Annotated in this window: 17 protein-coding genes and 1 other RNA gene; 11 read left to right on the top strand and 7 right to left on the bottom strand. The window is 60.7% G+C overall.

The window, feature by feature from the left end; all coding sequences use genetic code 11:
* Window positions 1-52 precede the first annotated feature (52 nt).
* Window positions 53-727 (bottom strand): pyridoxamine 5'-phosphate oxidase family protein, encoded by a 675-nt coding sequence (locus ACO6TG_RS06420; RefSeq protein WP_422377408.1) that lies wholly within the window; start codon window positions 725-727, stop codon window positions 53-55.
* An 82-nt stretch (window positions 728-809) separates the two neighbouring features.
* On the opposite strand from ACO6TG_RS06420, the gene ACO6TG_RS06415 reads away from it, so the two are divergent.
* Entirely contained in the window at window positions 810-2288 is a 1479-nt protein-coding gene (locus ACO6TG_RS06415) for a PLP-dependent aminotransferase family protein (RefSeq protein ID WP_422377407.1), read from the top strand.
* 29 nt (window positions 2289-2317) lie between these two features.
* Here the strand turns inward: ACO6TG_RS06415 and ACO6TG_RS06410 are convergent, their stop codons facing one another.
* The 4 genes from ACO6TG_RS06410 to ACO6TG_RS06395 form a co-directional block, all read right to left on the bottom strand.
* Window positions 2318-2968 (bottom strand): 3-oxoacid CoA-transferase subunit B, encoded by a 651-nt coding sequence (locus tag ACO6TG_RS06410; RefSeq protein WP_422377406.1) that lies wholly within the window; start codon window positions 2966-2968, stop codon window positions 2318-2320.
* The gene (locus ACO6TG_RS06405) at window positions 2968-3621 is read right to left on the bottom strand and encodes a CoA transferase subunit A (RefSeq protein WP_422377405.1); all 654 of its coding nucleotides are present in this window, start codon (window positions 3619-3621) and stop codon (window positions 2968-2970) included. The genes ACO6TG_RS06410 and ACO6TG_RS06405 overlap by 1 nt, the downstream gene beginning before the upstream one ends.
* 116 nt (window positions 3622-3737) lie before the next feature.
* Window positions 3738-4334 (bottom strand): TetR/AcrR family transcriptional regulator, encoded by a 597-nt coding sequence (locus tag ACO6TG_RS06400; protein WP_422377404.1) that lies wholly within the window; start codon window positions 4332-4334, stop codon window positions 3738-3740.
* 52 nt (window positions 4335-4386) lie between these two features.
* Complete coding sequence (locus ACO6TG_RS06395) at window positions 4387-4953, bottom strand: carboxymuconolactone decarboxylase family protein (RefSeq protein ID WP_422377403.1); 567 nt, start codon at window positions 4951-4953, stop codon at window positions 4387-4389.
* Between the two features lie 466 nt (window positions 4954-5419).
* Here ACO6TG_RS06395 and rnpB point away from each other — a divergent pair.
* An RNA gene (gene rnpB / locus ACO6TG_RS06390) (RNase P RNA component class A) lies at window positions 5420-5820 on the top strand.
* A 15-nt stretch (window positions 5821-5835) separates the two neighbouring features.
* Here the strand turns inward: rnpB and ACO6TG_RS06385 are convergent.
* Window positions 5836-7323 (bottom strand): flavin-containing monooxygenase, encoded by a 1488-nt coding sequence (locus ACO6TG_RS06385; protein WP_422377402.1) that lies wholly within the window; start codon window positions 7321-7323, stop codon window positions 5836-5838.
* 32 nt (window positions 7324-7355) lie between these two features.
* Window positions 7356-7802, bottom strand: coding sequence for a cupin domain-containing protein (locus tag ACO6TG_RS06380; protein WP_422377401.1), 447 nt, complete (start codon window positions 7800-7802; stop codon window positions 7356-7358).
* A gap of 161 nt (window positions 7803-7963) precedes the next feature.
* Here ACO6TG_RS06380 and ACO6TG_RS06375 point away from each other — a divergent pair, with 161 nt between their 5' ends.
* From ACO6TG_RS06375 to mraY, 9 genes are all read left to right on the top strand, one after another.
* Window positions 7964-8962 (top strand): AraC family transcriptional regulator, encoded by a 999-nt coding sequence (locus ACO6TG_RS06375; RefSeq protein WP_422377400.1) that lies wholly within the window; start codon window positions 7964-7966, stop codon window positions 8960-8962.
* Between the two features lie 196 nt (window positions 8963-9158).
* Complete coding sequence (locus ACO6TG_RS06370; RefSeq protein WP_422377399.1) at window positions 9159-12197, top strand: hypothetical protein; 3039 nt, start codon at window positions 9159-9161, stop codon at window positions 12195-12197.
* Window positions 12198-12644: 447 nt separating this feature from the next.
* Window positions 12645-13112 (top strand): division/cell wall cluster transcriptional repressor MraZ, encoded by a 468-nt coding sequence (locus ACO6TG_RS06365; protein WP_094071701.1) that lies wholly within the window; start codon window positions 12645-12647, stop codon window positions 13110-13112.
* The gene (gene rsmH, locus ACO6TG_RS06360) at window positions 13112-14149 is read left to right on the top strand and encodes a 16S rRNA (cytosine(1402)-N(4))-methyltransferase RsmH (protein ID WP_422378846.1); all 1038 of its coding nucleotides are present in this window, start codon (window positions 13112-13114) and stop codon (window positions 14147-14149) included. The genes ACO6TG_RS06365 and rsmH overlap by 1 nt, the downstream gene beginning before the upstream one ends.
* 2 nt (window positions 14150-14151) lie before the next feature.
* On the top strand, window positions 14152-14505 hold the full coding sequence (gene ftsL / locus ACO6TG_RS06355) for a cell division protein FtsL (protein WP_094071699.1): 354 nt from the start codon (window positions 14152-14154) through the stop codon (window positions 14503-14505).
* A 10-nt stretch (window positions 14506-14515) separates the two neighbouring features.
* Window positions 14516-16228 carry a peptidoglycan D,D-transpeptidase FtsI family protein gene (locus ACO6TG_RS06350; protein WP_094071698.1) on the top strand — a complete coding sequence of 571 codons (1713 nt, stop codon included), beginning with the start codon at window positions 14516-14518 and terminating at the stop codon, window positions 16226-16228.
* A 100-nt stretch (window positions 16229-16328) separates the two neighbouring features.
* Entirely contained in the window at window positions 16329-17798 is a 1470-nt protein-coding gene (locus ACO6TG_RS06345; protein ID WP_422377398.1) for a UDP-N-acetylmuramoyl-L-alanyl-D-glutamate--2,6-diaminopimelate ligase, read from the top strand.
* The gene (locus tag ACO6TG_RS06340; protein WP_422377397.1) at window positions 17795-19225 is read left to right on the top strand and encodes a UDP-N-acetylmuramoylalanyl-D-glutamyl-2,6-diaminopimelate--D-alanyl-D-alanine ligase; all 1431 of its coding nucleotides are present in this window, start codon (window positions 17795-17797) and stop codon (window positions 19223-19225) included. The genes ACO6TG_RS06345 and ACO6TG_RS06340 overlap by 4 nt, the downstream gene beginning before the upstream one ends.
* A 15-nt stretch (window positions 19226-19240) precedes the next feature.
* Window positions 19241-20326 (top strand): phospho-N-acetylmuramoyl-pentapeptide-transferase, encoded by a 1086-nt coding sequence (gene mraY / locus ACO6TG_RS06335; RefSeq protein WP_094071695.1) that lies wholly within the window; start codon window positions 19241-19243, stop codon window positions 20324-20326.

Raw genomic sequence — 20326 nt, 5'->3', positions numbered from 1 at the left:
AAAACCCCGCTGGCTTTCCAGCGGGGTTTTTTGTCGTTCTGATCTTGCCGGGTCAGGCGAATTTCTTGCGAGCAGCCGGGACGGAAGCCGGCACCTTGGTCTCCGCTGGAACATCGCCAGCGGCAAGGGGCTGGCCGATCGCTGTTACGACCGGAACAACCCCCGCCCAAATGTCGGTGCCCAGGTCCTCCTTGTCGTCGACCGGTCCGCCGGTGCGCACTTTGGTGCTGACATGCTCAATGTCGAGCACAAGTACCCCGGTTGCCTTGAGTTCCTGGGACGTCATCTCACGGCACTCATCCCACCGTCCCGGAAGCAGGTGATCTGTGATGGCAGCGAGCGCCGAAACCTGTTCCTCCCGGTCTTCCACCAGTCGTGCCGTCCCATGGACGATGGCGCAGCGGTAGTTGACCGAGTGATGGAACCCGGACCGGGCAACAACGATGCCGTCAATCAGGGTTACTTCCAGGCTTGCGGGAGCGCTGCCGCCATTGGCCTTGATGATCCGGGTCGTACTGGCGCCATGGATATAAAGCTTGTCGCCGATACGGGCATAGGCCATCGGAATGACCATCGGACGATTTTCATGCACAAAGCCGACATGGGCCACCATGCCCTTGTCGAGAATGTCGAAGGCCAGGTCCCGGTCATAGCTGCCCCGGTTCATCTGACGAATTTTTGCGTAGCGCGGCAGATCTTTGCCTTGCCGCTTGTCCAATGAGGACATGGGTGCCTCCAAATGGTGTGTCGTCTTGTGTTTTGCTGTTTGCGCGATAAATTGGTTCTGAAAAAGATCCGGTTTAAAGAAAATGGCAGAACCAGTTTTACCAGAAGGCATTCTTACGCTGGACCGCACCGACCCTGTGCCGCTGGCGGAGCAGATTTATCGCTGCTTCCGTGAGGCGGTGCGTGCCGGGCACCTGACGGCAGGTACGAGATTGCCATCGACGCGCCGTCTGGCCGCCTCACTGAAGGTTGCTCGGAACACTGTCAACACGGCCTATGAGCTTCTCAAGGCGGAAGGTGTGATCAGCATTCGAGGTGGCGCCGCGCCCAGGATCTCGGCCGAATTGCCGCCAGAGGGTGCGGCGGGCGAAGTCGTGCCGGGGACGGCCGCACCGGCGCTGTCAACGCGGGGTAAACTGCTTTCTGAGAACTTGCGCGGAGAGGGCTGGTTTCGCCAACCCGGCGCCCTTCAGCCCGGCGCCCCGGCTCTTGACAGTTTTCCGTTCGAGGACTGGGCAAGATGCCTGCGTCGTGCCGCCAGGCTCGAACGAAGCTCCGATCTTCATTACCAGAATTTCTGCGGTGTCGAGGCCCTCAAGCAGCAACTGGTCAGGCATCTCGCGGCCGAACGGGGGGTGAGGGCGGAGCCGGAGCAGATCCTGATCACCAGCACGATGCAGGCGAGCCTGTCTCTTCTGGCGCAGGTACTGACCGATCCCGGAGATGCCGTCTGGCTGGAGGAACCGGGCTATCTCGGCGCGCGTACGGCTTTTCACGGGGCGGGTCTCGTCATCCGGCCCTTGCCGACCGATCGTGAGGGTGCGGACGCCTCGAAAGTCGCATCCGGAGCGCCGGCCCCGAAACTCATCTATGTCACGCCGTCTCATCAGTATCCGCTGGGGGTCAGAATGCCGCTTGCACGCCGGCTTTCCCTGATACAGGCCGCGGAAGACGCCGGTGCGGTGATCCTGGAAGATGACTATGACAGTGAGTTCCTGTTCTCCGGCCGTCCGGTTGCCGCACTTCACGGGCTCGCACCGGAAGGCCGGGTGATCTATCTCGGTACCTTTGCAAAGAGCCTGCTACCAGGCCTCCGGATTGCCTATTGTGTCGTTCCAAAAGTCCTGACGGAGCCACTTCAACAGATGATGCGCAACATGGGGTGCGCGGCCAATGTCCAGGCCCAGGCCGCCCTTGCCTGGTTCATGGACAGCGGCGCCTATCGTAAGCACTTGAAGCAGATCCGGGAGCTCTATCAGGAGCGTGGCAATCTGCTGGTCGAGATTCTGCAGCGCCGCCTCGGCAATCGGCTTGAAGTTACGCCACCAACGGGAAATGTTCAGGTCGCTGTCCTGTTCCGGGAACAGGTGGACGACATCGGGATCGCGTTGGCGATGCAGGAGCGGGGCTTTGCTGTCTCGGCGCTGAGCAACTGCTACATGGAAGCACCCCGCAAAAGCGGCCTCATCATCGGCTTTGCCGGCGCGACCCGGGACCAGATCGATCAGGGAGCTGATGCCCTTGCCAGTCTGCTAGAGCAATTTCCGACCAAATTGCTCTAGAGGACGCAAGAACGGCCAACTAAACCGGATCAAAGACGCATCCTGGGTACGTCGCCCCGCACGATCAGGTTCGCATCGGTTGCCGAAATCACATCATCCACACTGGTGTTTGGTCCGATTTCCTTCAGGACAAGACCGTCATCCGTCGGTTCAATGACGGCCATTTCCGTGACGATCAGGCTGATGCGGCGCTGGGCGGTCAGCGGGAGCGTGCATTCCTTCAGGATTTTCGGTTTGCCTTTGGCTGTGTGAACCATGGCCACGATCACGTGTTTGGCCCCTGCAACAAGATCCATGGCACCGCCCATCCCGGGCACCATCTTGCCAGGGATCATCCAGTTGGCCAGATAGCCGCGTTCGTCGACCTGAAGACCGCCGAGCACGGTCATGTCAAGATGGCCGCCCCTGATCAACCCGAAACTCATGGCGCTGTCGATGGAAGCGGCCCCTGGAACCGCAGTTACAAACCCGCCTCCGGCATCGGTCAGGTCCGGATCCTCCATGCCTTCCGGCGGCCGGGCGCCGAGACCGATCACGCCATTCTCCGCCTGGAAGAAGACATGTACGTCGTTTGGCAGGTAGTTGGCCACCATCGAGGGCAGGCCGATGCCGAGATTGACCAGTGTGTTCGAGGCGATTTCCTGCGCCACGCGACGGGCGATGATTTCCTTTGCATCCATCAGGCAGCCCTTTCCAGAAGATGGTCGACCAGAATGCCGGGGGTCTTGACGCTGTCGGGCGAGATCACGCCGACCGGGACGATCGTGTGAGGCTCGGCAATCACCGTTTTGCCGGCGAGGGCCATGATCGGATTGAAATTATGCGCGGTCAGCGAGTATTCCAGATTGCCGACATAGTCGGCCCGGTAGGCCGCGAGCAGGGCAAAATCACCGTGAATGGGTGTTTCAAGAAGATATTCCTTGCCGTCCACGACGATCTTTTCCTTGCCGTCTTCGACAAGGGTTCCAAGGCCTGTCGGCGTCAGGATGCCGCCGAGGCCGACGCCTGCGGCCCGGATCCGCTCCACCAGTGTGCCCTGCGGCACCAGGTCCACGTCGATCTCGCCCGAGATCATTTTCTGCTGGGTTTCCGGGTTGAGGCCGATATGCGAGGCAATGACCCTGGAAACGCTTCCAGCCGTGATCAGCTTGCCGATGCCACGGCCCGGCATTGCCGTGTCATTGGCCACCACCGTCAGGTTCTTGACACCCTTTTCCACCAGGGCGTCGATCAGCCGATGGGGTGAGCCCACGCCCATAAACCCGCCAATCAGAAGAACGGCCCCGTCGGGAATGAGTTCCGCAGCCTCTTGTATTTTTGTCGCCTCTTTCATGCGAGCGCTCCCCGGATTGCAACCAAGTCCGGGGACGTTAAACGCTGATTGACGTCAGTTAAATGAAGATTGTGCGAGGCCGTAATACTACGCAGTCTTGGCCGCGGTGGCTAAGCTCATGGCTGACCGGGGCATCTCGACTGCAGGACGCTGTTTGATGCAAAGTCGGCTGCGGCCAGTATTCTGTCTGCTTCCATCCCGGTCCTGGCCATGGCATTCAGACCCAGGATCACGGTCAGAACGAAGCTGGTGACCGCTTCGGCTTCGTTTCTCGAAAGCGGGGTCACCTGCCGGCCCAGGACGTCATGCAGCCGGTCCTCGATCCGGTCCATCTTCGCGCGCACCAGTGCGTAGTCCTTCGCGGCCATTGGTACGGCACCGGTCGCGGATGACAGCAGCAGGCATCCGCGAGGCGTGTTCTCTGTCATGAAGCGGCCAACATGTCGGATGAAATCGGCAATGGCCGCCAATGGATCGTCATTTCGCTCCAGCAGGGACAGTCCGGTTTCCGTCGCCTCGGTCCAGTATTTCTCCAGGGCTGCGGCGAAGACGTCATCCTTGCAGCCGAAAGCCGCATAAAAGCTGCCGCGCTTGATGCCGATGGCATCCTGCAGGTCGTCGACGGAAGTGCCCTGGTAGCCTTTTGTCCAGAACACATCCACAAACGCGTCTAGCGCGGTATCGACGTCGAAGGATTTCGGGCGGCCTGCCATGGGCTCACTTTCGGTCCGGTCTCCGGCGGGGGACCGCCGGAGACCGGGACTGTTATTCGGCAGCAGCGGCGGCCGGCGCCCAGGCAAACTTCTGGAAGGGGGCATCGACCGGCGTGTCCGCCAGGTGGTTGACGTAATTAGACATCACTTTCTGGGCGACACCAAGAATGACGTCAAGAACCTGGCGTCTCGAATACCCCGCGTTCAGGAAGCGCTCCACGTCCTGATCGGCAACAACACCTCGCTGACGCACCACCTTTAGTGTGAACTGGCGCAGAGCCTCGAGTTTTTCGTCTTCCAGCGGCGCTCCCTCGCGCAGCGCGTCAATCACACCAGCGTTGATTTTCTGCATATGGGCGATCGCGGTATGGGCGGGAACACAATAGTGGCACGCATGTTCCACATTGATGGTCAGCCAGACCACCGTCTGCTGGGCCGGTGTCAGGCTGGTCTTCTGGAAAAGTTCGTGAAGCTTCTGATAAGCCTCCAGATGTTCCGGAGATTCAGCCATAACCGCATGCAGGTTCGGCACCATGCCGAACGCTTTCAGGGAATTGTCCAGAAGAGGCTTGCTGGTCTCAGGTGCTGTGTCCTGCGTGTGCAGCGTAAAATCGGTCATTCCAGTCTCCATGTTCTGCGCCGGTCGTATCGCGGGTTGGTTGCCGGCTGATCACATGTGGGTATTTTGTACTTAGTAGTCAAAAATTAAAACTACGAGGAAAACCGCCAAAATCGGCGGTTCTTCCATGTGCTCAAGAAATCGTGAAACCCGGTCTTTGGCGTCGCGGCAAGACGAAAGGACTGCCGCGACGGTCTTGTTGAACTTTGCGCGGGCTGCACTGTCAGGTTGAAGGAACCGGGATCCGGGTGAGCGACGTGAAACGGCACAACGGATTGTCTCGGATCTGGATCACGGGCAAGAGGAGATCCGGCTCTGGCGGGTTTTGAGACTCTATACGCTCCACCGCTTCTGGCCGGACACGGCCTGCCACCATTTGAAAGCGTCATAAGTTTCAAGGGAAAGAGTGGCAGGGCAAGGTACAGTCGCTTGACCTTGCCGGAAAACGCACTTAAGTCCGCAGGCGCCAGTCGGCCGGACAGCCGCTGCCGCAAGCGCCGAAAGGCCGCGGGGGAGGAAAGTCCGGGCTCCATGGGAACACGGTGCCGGGTAACGCCCGGCGAGGGCGACCTTAGGGAAAGTGCCACAGAAAGCAAACCGCTCCGGTCAAATCGAAAGATCCAACCGGGGTAAGGGTGAAAGGGTGGGGTAAGAGCCCACCGCGCAACTGGCAACAGCGGCGGCATGGTAAACCCCACCGGGAGCAAGACCGAATAGGGACAGCACGGCCTTCGGGCCAGGCCGGTTTCCAGGCCCGCTGTCCGGGTTGGTTGCGTGAGGTGCCTGGCGACAGGCACCCCAGATGAATGGCTGTCACGTCCGTGAAAACGGGCCATACAGAACCCGGCTTACAGGCCGGCTGGCTTTTTTTCCTGGCGTCTGTCAGGCAACTGAATAACTCGGTGTGCTTTTCAGAAAGCCGCCATAGGCATCCGCATTCGGATAGGAGAACTGTTCCGCAAGCGGATTGCTGCGCTTGCGTTTCAAAGCTCCCATGTCGGCCAGCAACTCGTCGAAATGCCGGAAATGAAACGGCGCTGAACAGAGCCCTCCATAGACTTTTGCGGCCGGCCGTTCCTTTCGGCGCCAGACCAGCATCTCATCAATACTGCGTCGCATCTCTGCGTCGCTCGGCTGGTTGGCAAGCTGGCCGTCGGCATAGCGCACCAGCCAGTTGGCAATCATCTCGGCCGAAAGCACCGTGCAGAAGCTGGAATTGAAACCGACGAACCCCATGTCCGGCAAATCCGGATTGACCGAGAGTCGATAGACCCGGTACTGGCCGTCAGCCTCGACAAGCTTGTCGCGGTATTCTTTTGCCAGATAGGGGATGCCGAGTTTCCAGCCGACCGCAAGGACCGACAGATCGCAGGGGATCTTTTCCCCCGTCGACAGAACCACGTGCCTCGGCTCATAGGCCGTAAACGTCCCGCGCACCGGGCGGATGGTTCCGCTTTCAAATCCTTCAAACAGGCCCGGCGTAACGATCGGCAGCGAGCATGACGCGTCCTTCTCGATCGGGATATCAGGCACCATGTCCCATTTCTTCAAGTTGAGCTGGAACTTCAACAGCGTTTCCAACCCGCGGAAATTCGCCCAGATCAGCGGCTTGAAGGCCGTAAAAACGGCTTTGGCTGCTGCAGAGCGCCCCCAGCTGTTGAATTGCTGTTCCTGCGCCCGCATGTAGAGAAGCCGCTTGAAATTGATGCCGCCGACAAAATAGGGCACGCGCCAGACAGGTTCGCGATAGACCATCGTCACCGATTTCGCGCCGTTCTTCGACGCATTCACGACAAGGTCCGTCGCCGACTTGGAGCCGCCGAGCACCACCACGTGTTTGCCACGGGCAAACTCGGGATCGGTATATTCCGAACTGTGCATCACCTGACCGCCGGAAGCCTCGAAATCCGACTGGCCCGGATGGGTGAGGACGTTCTTGTCGGAGAACTGCCCGGTGCAGATCGCGACGAAGTCGACATCTTCCGTCCAGCTCTTGCCGGCGGCCTCCAGCGTCAGACGCCATCCCGGCTTGCCGTCGCTTCGCCGATCCATGGAGGCGACATTGGTGTTGAGACGGAACAGGCGGGCCAGATCGTGTTTCCTGGCATAGGCATGCAGATAGGCATGAACCTGCGGTCCCTTCGGCCATTCCGGATAATCCTCCGGCATCGGGAGGTCGGTAAACCTGTAAAGGTCCTTCGGAGACTGGGTCTGTACGTCCGGATAGGAGCGGGACAGCTCCCAGACCCCGCCGAAATCGTGGCTGCGTTCGATGCCAAGCACCCTGTGGCCGCGTTCGTCGAAAGCCTTTGCAGCCGCAAGTCCGCTCACGCCGCCGCCGATCACGGCGACAGTCTTGCGTTTCGTCATTCTCGATGTCCTCCTGCCTGTGTCTTGCGCGATCAGCCTTGGTCGGGCGGTGGCAGGAAATCGACTTCGTGCAGAGCAGAAAGACGCACGAGTTCGGCCGGATCGGTGACACCGTCCAGAGCGCCGAAGAGATCGAAAAGCTTGCGCGTCGGCGCCACACCGAAGACGCAGGTCGCCGTCTTGCCGGACCGGTTGAAAATTCCGTGCGCCTCGCCCATTGGCATGCGCACCGTGTCGCCAGGCCCTGCCTTGTGAACGGCGCCGCCCATTTCCACTTCCAGCTCACCGTCCAGCATGACGATCCACTCGTCCTGCGTCGGGTGAATGTGAGGCGGTACGAAGGTTTCTGCCGGAATGACGGCGTGCCAGATAAAGGCGTTGTTGCTCAGAACCTTCGGTGTGTAGGTGTGACCGACCACGTTCCAGCTGATCGTGTCGAGGCCCGCATTGGCTGCGGTAATGCCTGCTCCGTTGTGCATTTTGTTCCCCTCATGCTTATCGGATGACCGGGAAAGGCTAAGCTTGTGAGGCGCGAAAGTTTTATCCGGAAAACGAAATTACTTGGCCATCTGCTCTGAAATGCCGCATTGCATGCCGGCATTCGCTTGCCTGCCGATGCGGCAGGCGGCATGATTTTGCCATGGCAGCTGACGCATATCTCAAACGGCCGCTTGACCGGTTTCGCAGCTTCGAGACGAAGGATGTCGACGAGGCGCGGCAGATTGTCGGCCGGCACTTCTGCAGCCACAGGCTGGACCGGGCCTCTGCCTCCGGCCGGTTCGATGCCTGCCAGAACCGCTTGGCCGGACAGCGCGTCTCACTCAACTACATCCGGTATGGCGCTGACGTGAGTATCGAACCCGGGGAGCTCACCGATTTCTATCTGATTCAGGTCCCACTCCGTGGGAGCGCCGATATTACGAACGGCCGGCAGTCACTCGTGTCGACACCAAAACTGGCGAGCGTCCTCAACCCGGACCGCCACACGAAAATGCGCTGGCACGCGGGGTGCGAACAAATCCTGCTGCAGATAGATCGCGCATTCTTGCATGCCGTTGCCGAGAAAATGGCCGGGCTTCCACTGGCCCGGATAAGGTTTGCTGCCGGGCTCGATCTGGCAAGGACGGATGTTGCCGCATGGAGCCGCTGTTTTCGCGGCCTGGTTCAGGCGGTGGAAGCCGGTGAAGCCTTTGACAGCGGGGATCAGCGTCGCCAGCGGCTGCTGGAAGAGGCGCTGGTTGGCTCTTTGCTGGCGTGCCAGGCAAACACCGCGTCGTCCTTGCTGGAGAGACGGGAGAGCGGTGCAGCACCGGCCATCCTGAAGCGCGCCCGGACCTTCATTCAGGAGCGGTTCCGGGACGAGATCGGCCTGCTCGACATCAGCGCCCATGCCGGGACCACGCCGCGCAACTTGCAGATCCTGTTCAAACGCGAATACGGGGCAGGGCCGGTTCAGCAGTTGCACGACACGCGCCTGGCCTATGCGCGCCATTTGCTGTTGGCGGACGCGGACAGTCTTTCGATTGCCGAAATCGCGGAGGCCTCGGGGCACCGCCACTTCGGCCGGTTTTCCGTCGGCTACAAGAAGCGTTTCGGCGAATCTCCGAGAGACACGCGCAGCGCTAGACTGTTCAGCTGAAACTCTATGGTTGTTTCGGGATGAAAACACGATTTCACGTGTTTTGTCTGATCGCTTTTGCAGGTGCGAAGTAAATCGGGCGAAAATCGGTCAGCTCGCCACAGTAATACCTTGAACTTTTAATGTTTTGTCCATTTTTCTGCACCTCGGTCTGCCTAGCCTTGTCTTGTTCTACTCAAAACAGGCGGGATGAAAAATGGAAGGAACATTCGAGGATTTCTTGGCCGCACTGCTGGCCTTTGAATCGGGGTGGGATCGCGACCGGTACAACGCCGGCGTCATCCAGGACTGGCAGCTGGACCAGTGGGCTGGCGGCCCGGTCCAGGATCATTTCCCGGGCTACTCGAGCTGGTCGCAGCTGAGTGATGCCGAGTGGGAGAAAATGGCCTACCAGTCGATGAATTCACTTGGCTTTGTCGGTTTCCAGTTCGGCGAGGCATTGCTGATTGATCTTGGCTATTACGATGCGACCACATTCTATGGCAATGGCGCGTCAACCAACACGTGGCAGGGCACCTGGACGGGCAAGAACGGTGTCAACTCGCTCGAAGACTTCATGACCAAGGAGGCGCAAACCGTCGCGATCCAGGAGGCCTTCGGTTACAACCTTCAGGTTCTTGAAGGACAGCTGGCCGGCAGCGGGCAATCGCTGAGCGATTTCATCGGCCAGACGGCTAGCTACACCCAGAACGGCCAGACGGTGACCGTGGAACTGACGCTGACCGGCATTCTGGCAGCAGCACACCTGCGTGGTGCCTGGGGTACGGCGACCCTGTTACAGAACGGTGCCGTCAGTACGGATGAATACGGCACGTCGATCCTGCAATATATCGATCAGTTCGGCGGCTACGACGCCCCGTCGATCGCCGACCAGATTGCCTTTTATGAGGATCGCCTGACGGGTGACGAGGGGCTTGGCACTCCGGGAGATGGCGACACGCCGGATACGGGAGACACAGGAGGCGATGGTGGCAACGGCTCGGCCGGTGTCGGTGAAAACGATGCCGATGTGGTGATCACCTGGTCCTGGGGTCAGGATGAGGTGGTCAACGGCTTTAATCCGGCAACGGATACGATCTTCATCGACTGGATCGGCGCTGCGGACCTGAACGTCACCCAAACCACTGCGGGCGTCGTCTTTGCGGTTCCGTCCAACAATCAGACCACGACGCTGGCCGGTGTTCAGCTGTCCGATCTGAGCGATGCCAATTTCACCATTCTGGACACGGGAACCGCAGCCGAGGTGCTGGCACTGGTCGGCGATGGATCAACGACACCGGACACGCCGGATGAGCCTGATACCCCGGATGAGCCGGATACGCCCGACGAACCGGATACACCTGATGAGCCGGACGAACCTGATACGCCCGACACGCCGGACACACCACCGGTCACGCCTGACAGCTGGAACGGAACGGCCGGTGTGACGGCGGCAACTGCCACTGTTGTGATCACCTGGGCCTGGGGCACCAACCGCACGATCACGGATTTCGACCCGGCCAGCGATACGATCTTCATCGACTGGTTCGGCCCGGAAGCGATCGATGTGGCGGAAGTGAATGGCGACACGGTCTTCACGATGGCCTCCAACAACCAGACGCTGACCCTGGCCGGCATCTCGCTGAGTGAGCTGTCACCGGCAAACTTCACGATCCAGAGCACGGCCACCGGCCAGGAAATCCTCGGTCAGGTCGGCTCGGGCGCCACCGATCCCGATCAACCGGATGAGCCGGACGACCCCGACACACCGGATACGCCCGACACACCCGACGGGCCGCAGATGATCATGATCATGCCGGACAGTCCTTCGCGCGTGATCACGGACTTCAATCCGGCAACAGACATGCTGCATCTGGAAGCGGGCGTGATTGCCGAGCGGCTGGAGTTCGCGGATTATCCGGAGACGATAGCCGATGTCGCCGCCGGGCTGACCGTCCGGGTTCTGACCGCCACCGGCGAGATTGCCAGTGAGACCGTTCTGGTTGGCATCGATGCGTCCGACTTGTCGATGAACAACTTCATGGTCGCCGAAGAATCCGCACTCAACGAGGTGGCAACGCTTCTGGGGACGGCTGTGGTGACCCCGGATACGGGCGGGTTTGATGTCATCTACGACAATGACGGTTCCAATCCGCCGGTGCCGTCAGGCGCCAGTGATCTGGGCGGCGTGAAATGGCCGGCCGAATTTGGCGCGGACGATATTATCGGGTTCAATCCGGCGGCTGACGAGATCGATTTCGGCAATGCGTCCGTGCATGGTCTGATCCTGACGATGACGCCGAATGGCGAGCCGGTGATCGACAATCCCTGGGGACCGGACATGCAGATCCTGCAAGGTGTCCAGCTGTCCGACCTCTCGATCGAGAATTTCGGCGTTGTCGGCAACGAACATCTGCGCCAGGATCTCGGTGGCATCCTCTCCTGGGAAAAAGGCATCGGGCCACGCGACGCGGACACGGTCTATATCCGGTCTCACGAATACGGAGCTTTTCAGGTGATCGACGGATTTGATCCGGCGACGCAGAAGATCAGCTTCCTCTATTTCGGAACGCGGGAGCGGTTGAGTGTCGAGGATACCTCCGAAGGCATGGTGATCAGTTCGCTGCCGAGCGGGCAGGGTTTCCTGTTCACCGGTGTGTCCAAATCGGACCTGATCGCCGGCAATCTGGAGTTCCATTTCGACCAGGTGATGGAAGACAATCTGGAAGCGCCTTTCGGGATCGACCAGAACGACGTCTCGCTGGTATCGCGTGAGGCCCTTCTGACGCCTGAAGCGCCTCCGGGTGAGACGACCGACGGCCACCAGGTGCGGGAAGGGACAGGTGTCTCTCCTGATCCGGATCTACCGGACACACCTGATACGCCCGACACGCCGGACGAGCCCGTGGTGCCGCCGTCGACATCCGACGACATCGTGCTGGGGGCGGGGGCTGAGACCGTTCAGGTTACCTGGGACTGGGGGCGCATGTTCGCGGTCCAGAACTTCAACCCGGCCGAGGACATTCTGGACTTCGGCAGCCTGGCGGCCTCCGACGTGACCCTGGAGGAGGTCGGCGCAGACCTGCTGATCACCGTCGAGAACAACGGTGGTCACGGTTACCTGCTGGAAGGTCTGCAGGCGGAAGACCTGTCGATTGCCAACCTGACCGCGGCAAACTGGAATTCCGTCGTCACGGATAATGGCGGCATCGCCGACCAGCTTGCGTCGCTCGGCAACGCAGATCTGCTGATGTAAGTCATCCGGGCAGCCGGTTGAAGAAAACGAAACGCCGCGCCACAGCGCGGCGTTTCCCGTTCTCCACAAGTCTTTGCAACTAGGCACATTTTGCCGCCTTCGGGGTGGCTGAAATCGAAAATCTCCGTATTCCTGCGAATCCGATTCTTCATTTGTGTCAAGGCTTCATTAAGCATGTTCGACGTAAGGTCGTTCGACGGGGTCGTGTGCGATCAAATCGAGCTGGAATCCATGAGATTCCATTGACCGCCCATGAAATCCCATGGTATCCCATAGATACCCAGAAAGGGGAGCGCGGGCCCATTTCAGTAGGGCTTGGGACATCGGTTTAACGGCTCGGCAAGAGCTGTCTTTGCAAATTGCATGTCCCGGCGAGTTGCCGGCCTTTCCTTCGTTCTAGGGTGTTTCGGGGATTTGAACGGGTGAGAACCCGTTTCGAGGGGATTGATGGCCGGCTTTGTTTCTCACTTTACCAACCGGCTGGATGCCAAGGGTCGCGTGTCGATCCCGGCGCCCTTCCGTGCGGTTCTGGCGAGAGATGGTTTTGACGGTCTTTATTGCATTGCTTCTCCTCATTGCGCCGCGGTTGACGCTGGCGGCAATGACCTGCTGGCCGAGATCAACAAGCGCTCGGAAGCCTTTGCAAAACTCTCCCCGGATCATGATGCCCTTGCGGTTGCCCTCTTCGGCGCCAGCGAAAACCCCAGGATCGATGGAGATGGCCGCATGACCATTTCCGACATGATCCGCGATCACACCGGGCTCACCGACCAGGTCACCTTTGTCGGCATGAACTACAAGTTCCAGATCTGGGAGCCGGAAAAGTTTCGCGAGTATCGCGCAGAGGCCCAAAAGCGTGCGCTCGCGATGTTGTCGGGGCAGCTCCCCGCACCCTCTCAGGGAGAGCCGGTATGATGGCGCTCGGCGACAGAGATGCTGTTTCTGCCGCAGGCGGACCCGAGCGCCATGTGCCGGTTCTCCTGAACGAGGTGCTGGAGTGGCTGGCTCCGCAATCGGGCGAAGTGGTTGTCGACGGGACCTTCGGCGCCGGCGGCTATTCGCGTGCGCTGCTGGCACGCGGCGCAAAGGTGGTCGGGATCGACCGGGACCCTGATGCCATTGCCGGTGGCCAGGAGCTGGTGCGTGAGGCGGATGGCGATCTGATCCTTGTGCCCGGGCAATTTGCAGACCTGGAACAACATGCCCGCGCAAGCGGCTTTGATGGTGTCGACGGCGTCGTGCTGGATCTCGGCGTCTCCTCCATGCAGCTCGACGAGGCCGAGCGCGGCTTCTCGTTCCTGCGCGACGGGCCGCTCGACATGCGTATGGAGCAGGCTGGGCCGTCGGCTGCGGATGTGGTCAATGAGCTGCCAGTCCGGGACCTGATCCGAGTGATCGGTCTCCTGGGCGAAGAAAAACGTGCAACCAGTGTTGCGCACGCAATTGACCGCGCGCGGCAGGAAAAGCCCTTTGAGGGCACGCTGGAACTGGCAAGCCTGATCGAGAAGGTGCTCGGCCGGTCTCCCAAGAAGGCACAGATCCATCCGGCAACCCGCACATTCCAGGCGCTCCGGATCTACGTCAACGGCGAGCTGCATCAGGCTGCCGAGGCGCTTGGGGCTGCCGAGCGCATCCTGAAGCCGGGCGGCCGTCTGGTTCTGGTGAGCTTTCACTCTCTGGAAGACCGGATCGTCAAGCGGTTCTTCCAGGACCGTACAAAGACCCGTGGCGGCGGGTCTCGTCATATGCCGGAGGCAGAGGTTCCGCCGGCGACTTTTGAAATGCTGACGCGCAAGGCGGTCGAAGCTGCGGCCGGGGAAACGGATGTCAATCCGCGTGCGCGCTCCGCGAAACTTCGGGCCGGGCGGCGGACCGAGGCACCGGCACGCGATCTCGATATCCACGAGGCCGGCGTGCCGCGGCTTGCGGCGTTTCACGGACTAGGGGGCTGACAATGGTGCGAACGCTGAACATCCTGTTCATTCTCGCGGTCCTGATTGGTGCCGCGACGGTTTACGACATGAAGCTTGCAGCGACGAAATCGGCTGAAAAAGTCGCCGAACTGCAGCGTCAGATCGATGAGGAACGCGATGCAATCCGCCATCTGAAAGCAGAGTGGAGCCTCCTGAACAAACCCGACCGGCTGCAGACGCTGGTCGAACGATACAACGATTATCTGCAGCTGGAGCCGCTTGACGTGAAGCAGATCGTGACCCCGGAAGACCTTCCGGCACGTCCGGTCATGCTGGAGCCGATCGGCGGCAACCAGATGGGCGGCTATGCCGGCTCATCGGCGGTCATTCAGTGAGGGCGCGGCGATGACGATGGTAAGCGAACCGGCAAGCTTTCTTCAGGTGCGGCGCACCCATCCAAGGGCGGCCCGCAGTTCCGTTTCTTCCAGCGCGGTGAAATCTCGGGTCTATGTGGCGATGCTGGCCTTTGCCTGCGTCTACATCGCGATTGCCGGACGTCTGGTCATGCTGGCGCAGATGGAAGAAGCACCGTCCCGCGCCTGGATCTCCGCCCAGGATTCCGTGTCCGCTTCGCGGCCGGACCTGATCGACCGTAACGGAGAGATCCTGGCGACCGATATCAAGACCGCATCCCTTTATGCCGAACCGCGCCGCATCCTGGATGTAGACGAAGCCGTTGAAGGCCTGATCCGTGTGTTGCCGGACCTGGATGAGCCGCTTGTCCGGCGTCGTCTGGGCAGCGGCACAGGCTTCGTCTGGCTGAAGCGGGAAATGACGCCGCAACAGGCCGAGCAGGTCCATAATTTGGGCCTGCCGGGCATCGGTTTCCTGTCGGAAAATCAACGGTTTTACCCAGGTGGCCCGACGGCGGGTCACATTGTCGGGTCGGTGAATGTCGACAATCAGGGCCTGGCCGGGATTGAAAAATACATCGACGATTCCTGGCTGTCCGATCTTCAGTCGCTCGGGTTCACGGCAGACCGGTCCATGGAGCCGGTGCGGCTCTCCGTCGACCTGCGGGTACAGCATGTCGTGCGCGACGAGCTGGTCAAAGCCATGGAGCGCTACCGCGCTATTGCCGCGGCCGGCATCGTTCTGGACGCCAAGACCGGCGAAGTGGTGGCCATGTCCTCGCTGCCGGATTACGACCCGAATGACCGCGCGCAGGCTCTGGAGAAAGACCGGCTGAACCGTGCAACAGGTGGCGTCTTCGAAATGGGGTCGGTCTTCAAGACCTTCACAACGGCCATGGCGCTGGATTCGGGGGCGGTCAGCATCAATGACAGCTTCGATGCGACCCGCCCGATCCGGGCCGGCGGGCGGACGATCAACGATTTCCACGGGAAAAACCGCATCCTGTCGGTGCCGGAAGTCTTCATCTATTCGTCGAATATCGGCACGGCGAAAATGATGCTGGCGACGGGTGTCGCACGCCAGAAGGAATTCCTGGGACGTCTGCATCTGACCAGCCGGCTGACAACGGAACTGCCTGAAAACGCCGCGCCGCTGCTGCCGCCGAAATGGAACGAGCTTGCGGCGATGACCATCTCCTTCGGGCACGGCATCTCGGTAACACCGATGCAGACGGCTGTGGGCGCGGCGGCGTTGGTCAATGGGGGTGTGCTGTTGCCGCCAACCTTCATGCCGCGCAGCCAGGAAGATGTTCAAAAGCTTGGAAAACAAGTCATTTCTCCGGAAACGAGCCGGATGATGCGTTACCTCTTCCGCCTCAATGTTCTGTCCGGCTCCGGCCGCCGTGCCGACGTGCCGGGCTATACGGTTGGCGGCAAGACCGGCACGGCCGAGAAGATCGAGAACGGCAAATACGTGCGCAACAAGCGCCGCAATTCCTTCCTGTCAGCTTTTCCGATGGATGACCCGCGTTACGTGGTTCTGGTCGTGATCGACGAGCCGAAGCCGGAGCGTGAAGGCATCGGCGCGACGGCCGGTCTGAACACGGCACCGGTCACCGGCGCTATCATTCGCAGGGCTGCGCCGATGCTCGGCGTGATGCCACGCTTCGGCAAGGGGGATGAACCAATCGAGATTTCCTATTAAGGAGAGACCTTGAAACCTTGATATCCGGCGGGGTCGCAGCTGTTTCCGGATATCGACAAGGCTTCCACATCACGACGACGCACAAAGATGATCGGACAACATGGACCTTGACTATCTTGCCGCCGGCCTTGCGGTGCCGGATGCGGCCAGGGATCTCAAAATAGCCGGGCTTACGGCCGACAGCCGTAAGGTTCAGCCCGGCTTTCTGTTTGCAGCTTTCAAGGGTGCCGCTGTCGACGGCACCAGATTTGCCCCGAAAGCCGTTGCAGCCGGAGCTGTCGCGATCCTGTGCGCTGCAGAGGCCGCCGATGCCGTGCGCACCGCCTGCGGTGGTGACGTCATCGTCCTCGGTGCGGGTGAGCCACGGCAGGCCTTTGCCCGAATGGCGGCACGGTTTTTTGGCGCACAGCCCGACACGATCGTCGCCGTCACCGGAACGGCCGGCAAGACTTCGGTCGCCCATTTTGTCCGGCAGATCTTTCAGGGGGCAGGTCACCCCGCTGCCAGCCTTGGCACGCTTGGCATGGTCAAGCCGGATGGCGAGAGTTATGGCGGACTGACGACGCCCGATCCGGTTGCCCTGCATCAGCAACTGGCGGCCCTGGAAGATGAAGGCATCAACCATGCGGCCATGGAAGCCTCGTCCCATGGGCTCGATCAGTATCGTCTCGATGGTGTGCGCCTGACGGCTGCCGCGTTCACCAACCTTGGCCGCGACCACATGGATTACCACCCGACGATCGAGGATTACCTGCGCGCCAAGCTGCGGCTCTTCTCCGAATTGCTGCCGGCCGGCGGGACGGTTGTCGTCGATCCGGGTGAAAAATATGCGGACCGCGTGCTGGCCGTTGCCGAAGAGCGCGGCCTTCCGGTGTTTACGGTCGGTGAAACCGGCAAGGACCTGAAACTGACCGGGTTGAAACCGGCCGGTGCCGGCCAGGAGCTGACCCTTCAGACCGCACGCGGCGAATACAAGGTGACCCTGCCGCTGATCGGCCGGTTCCAGGTCTCCAATGCCTTGATCGCGGCTGGTCTTGTCATCGCCTCCGGGATGGACACGGGCGCCGCTCTGCGCGCCCTTGAAAACCTGAAGGGCGCACCGGGGCGGCTGGAACTTGCCGGGAAGACAGGCGAGGGCGGGCTGGTCTTCGTCGACTACGCGCACAAACCGGACGCACTCGACAATGCACTGGCCGCCTTGAAGCCGTTTGCCGGCGGCAGGCTTTCCGTTGTTGTCGGGGCCGGCGGCGACAGGGATCCCGGAAAACGTCCGTTGATGGGAGAGGCCGCGGCACGTCATGCCGATCTGGTTATCATCACCGACGACAACCCGCGTTCGGAAGATCCTGCCAGCATTCGCAAGGCGGTTCTTGGCGGCGCGCCGGATGCGCTGGAAATTGGTGACCGTTACGAGGCGATTGCCGAGGGGGTTCGCCGGCTCAAGAAGGGCGATATCCTGTGTGTTGCCGGAAAAGGCCACGAAACGGGCCAGATTGTTGGCGACACAGTGATTCCCTTTTCCGACCACGAAGCAGTGAAACGCGCCATCAGCCTTGAAGGAAACACATGAGCGAACCGCTTTGGACCTTGGACGCCTTTGTCGAGGCTGCCGGCGGCAGCCTCAAGGGCGAGGCTGGCGCTGACATCACCGGAATATCCATCGACAGCCGCACGCTTCAGCCGGGTGACGCCTTCGTGGCAATCAAGGGGGACCGGTTTGACGGGCACGACTTCGTGGCGGCTGCGCTGGAAGCCGGTGCGACCGTTGCCCTGGTGGCCGAAAGCCGTCTTTCAGAGCTGCCCGAAGACGGTCGGTATGTGGTCGTTGAAGACCCGCTCGAAGCACTGCGCCAGATCGGCATTGCGGCACGGGCGCGGACATCCGCGCGCATTGTTGCGGTCACCGGGTCCGTCGGCAAGACCGGCACCAAGGAAGCGTTGCGTCTGACGCTGGAGCCTTCAGGCAAGGTGCACGCCTCTGTCGCCTCCTTCAACAATCACTGGGGCGTGCCGCTGACGTTGGCGCGCATGCCGGCCGAGACCGATTTCGGCGTTTTTGAGATCGGCATGAACCACGCCGGCGAGATCACCCCGCTGGTTCAGATGGTGCGCCCGCATGTGGCAATCATCACCACGGTGCAGGCCGTTCATCTGGAATTCTTCGACAGTGTCGAGCAGATCGCGAAGGCCAAGGCCGAAATCTTTGATGGCCTGGAACCGGGCGGTATCGCCGTTTTGAACAGGGACAATCTTCAATTCGACCTGTTGAAGTTCCTGGCCGCCACCAAGGGCATCGCCACAATCCAGACATTCGGTGAGAACCCGGCTGCCGACAGCCACACGCAGAAGGTTGTCAGCTATCCTGCCGGCTCCAGTGTCGAAGCTGCGATCCTGGGCCAGGAAATCACCTACAAGATCGGGGCGCCGGGCAAGCATCACGTCAAGAACAGCCTGGCCGTCTTGACCGCCGTTGCCGATCTCGGCGCCGACCTGGCAAAAGCCGGACTGGCGCTCGATACGATGCGGGCCCCTAGGGGCCGCGGGGAAGTGTCGCGCCTGCCGGTGCCGAACGGCGAACTCAACCTGATCGACGAGAGTTACAACGCCAACCCGGCCTCCATGCGCGCTGCTCTCGCGGTGCTGGGCGAAGCACCGGTGACCCGGCCGGGTCGGCGGATTGCCGTCATCGGCGACATGCGCGAACTGGGGACCGATGCGGACCGGCTTCATGCGGAACTGCTGAAACCAATCCGGGACGCAGAGATCGACGTGGTCTATTGCGCGGGCCCGCATATGCATGCGCTCTGGCAGGAGCTGCCGCATGATCTGCGCGCGCATTACTGCGAGGACGCTGCGGATCTGGAAGAGGTTTTGTTGAACGATGTGCGTGCAGGCGATGTCGTCATGGTCAAGGGATCTCTTGGAACCCGCATGGGCCCGCTTGTCGAGGCATTGAAAAAGGAATATCCGCCTGTCGATGACACAGAGGCGGCATAAGGGGCTTTGAACTGAATGTTTTATTTCCTGGGGCAATTTGCGGATCAGATTTCGGCACTGAACGTATTCCGCTACATCACGTTCCGGACCGGCGGCGCGATCATGACCGCGCTGTTTTTCGTTTTTCTCTTCGGTCCGAAAATCATTGCCAGCCTCAGGATCCGGCAGGGCCATGGCCAACCGATCCGGTCTGACGGCCCGGAAAGCCATCTTCTGACCAAGAAGGGCACGCCCACAATGGGCGGATTGATGATCCTGTCCGGCGCGCTGGTGGCGGCCTTGCTGTGGTCGGATCTGTCCAACCCCTATGTCTGGGTGGTGATCGGGGTCACGCTCGGCTTCGGCGGCATCGGTTTTTACGACGACTATCTGAAAGTCACCAAGTCCTCGCACAAGGGCTTTGGCGGCAAGGCCCGTCTCGGGCTCGAGTTCATCATCGCGGCCACGGCCGCTTTTGCCGTGACGATGCTCGATACCTCGGAATATTCCGAGGCCATCACGTTCCCCTTCCTGAAGGATTTCACACTCAATCTCGGGATTATTTTCATTCCCTTTGCGGCCTTTGTGATGGTCGGGGCGGGCAATGCGGTCAACCTGACCGACGGGCTTGACGGTCTTGCCATCGTCCCGGTGATGATTGCCTGCGCCTCCTTCGGTCTGATTGCCTACCTCTCGGGTAACGCGGTGTTTGCCAACTACCTGCAGATCCATCACGTTTCGGGCACCGGGGAACTGGCCGTCATCTGCGGCGCGGTGATTGGTGCCGGCCTCGGCTTTCTGTGGTTCAACGCGCCCCCGGCCGCCATTTTCATGGGCGACACCGGTTCGCTGGCGCTTGGCGGCATGATCGGCGCGATTGCGGTTGCCACCAAACATGAAATCGTGCTGGCCATTATCGGAGGCCTGTTCGTGCTGGAAGCCGTCTCCGTGATCGTGCAGGTGATTTCCTTCCGGCTGACCGGCAAGCGTGTCTTCCGAATGGCGCCGATCCACCATCATTTCGAGATCATGGGCTGGACGGAAAGCCAGGTTGTCATCCGCTTCTGGATCATTTCCGTCGTCCTGGCCCTGATCGGCCTTGCTACCTTGAAGCTGAGGTAA

It is taken from the genome of Roseibium sp., from assembly GCF_965233565.1.
GTDB lineage: Bacteria > Pseudomonadota > Alphaproteobacteria > Rhizobiales > Stappiaceae > Roseibium.
This window is presented reverse-complemented; position numbering and strand designations above follow the sequence as displayed.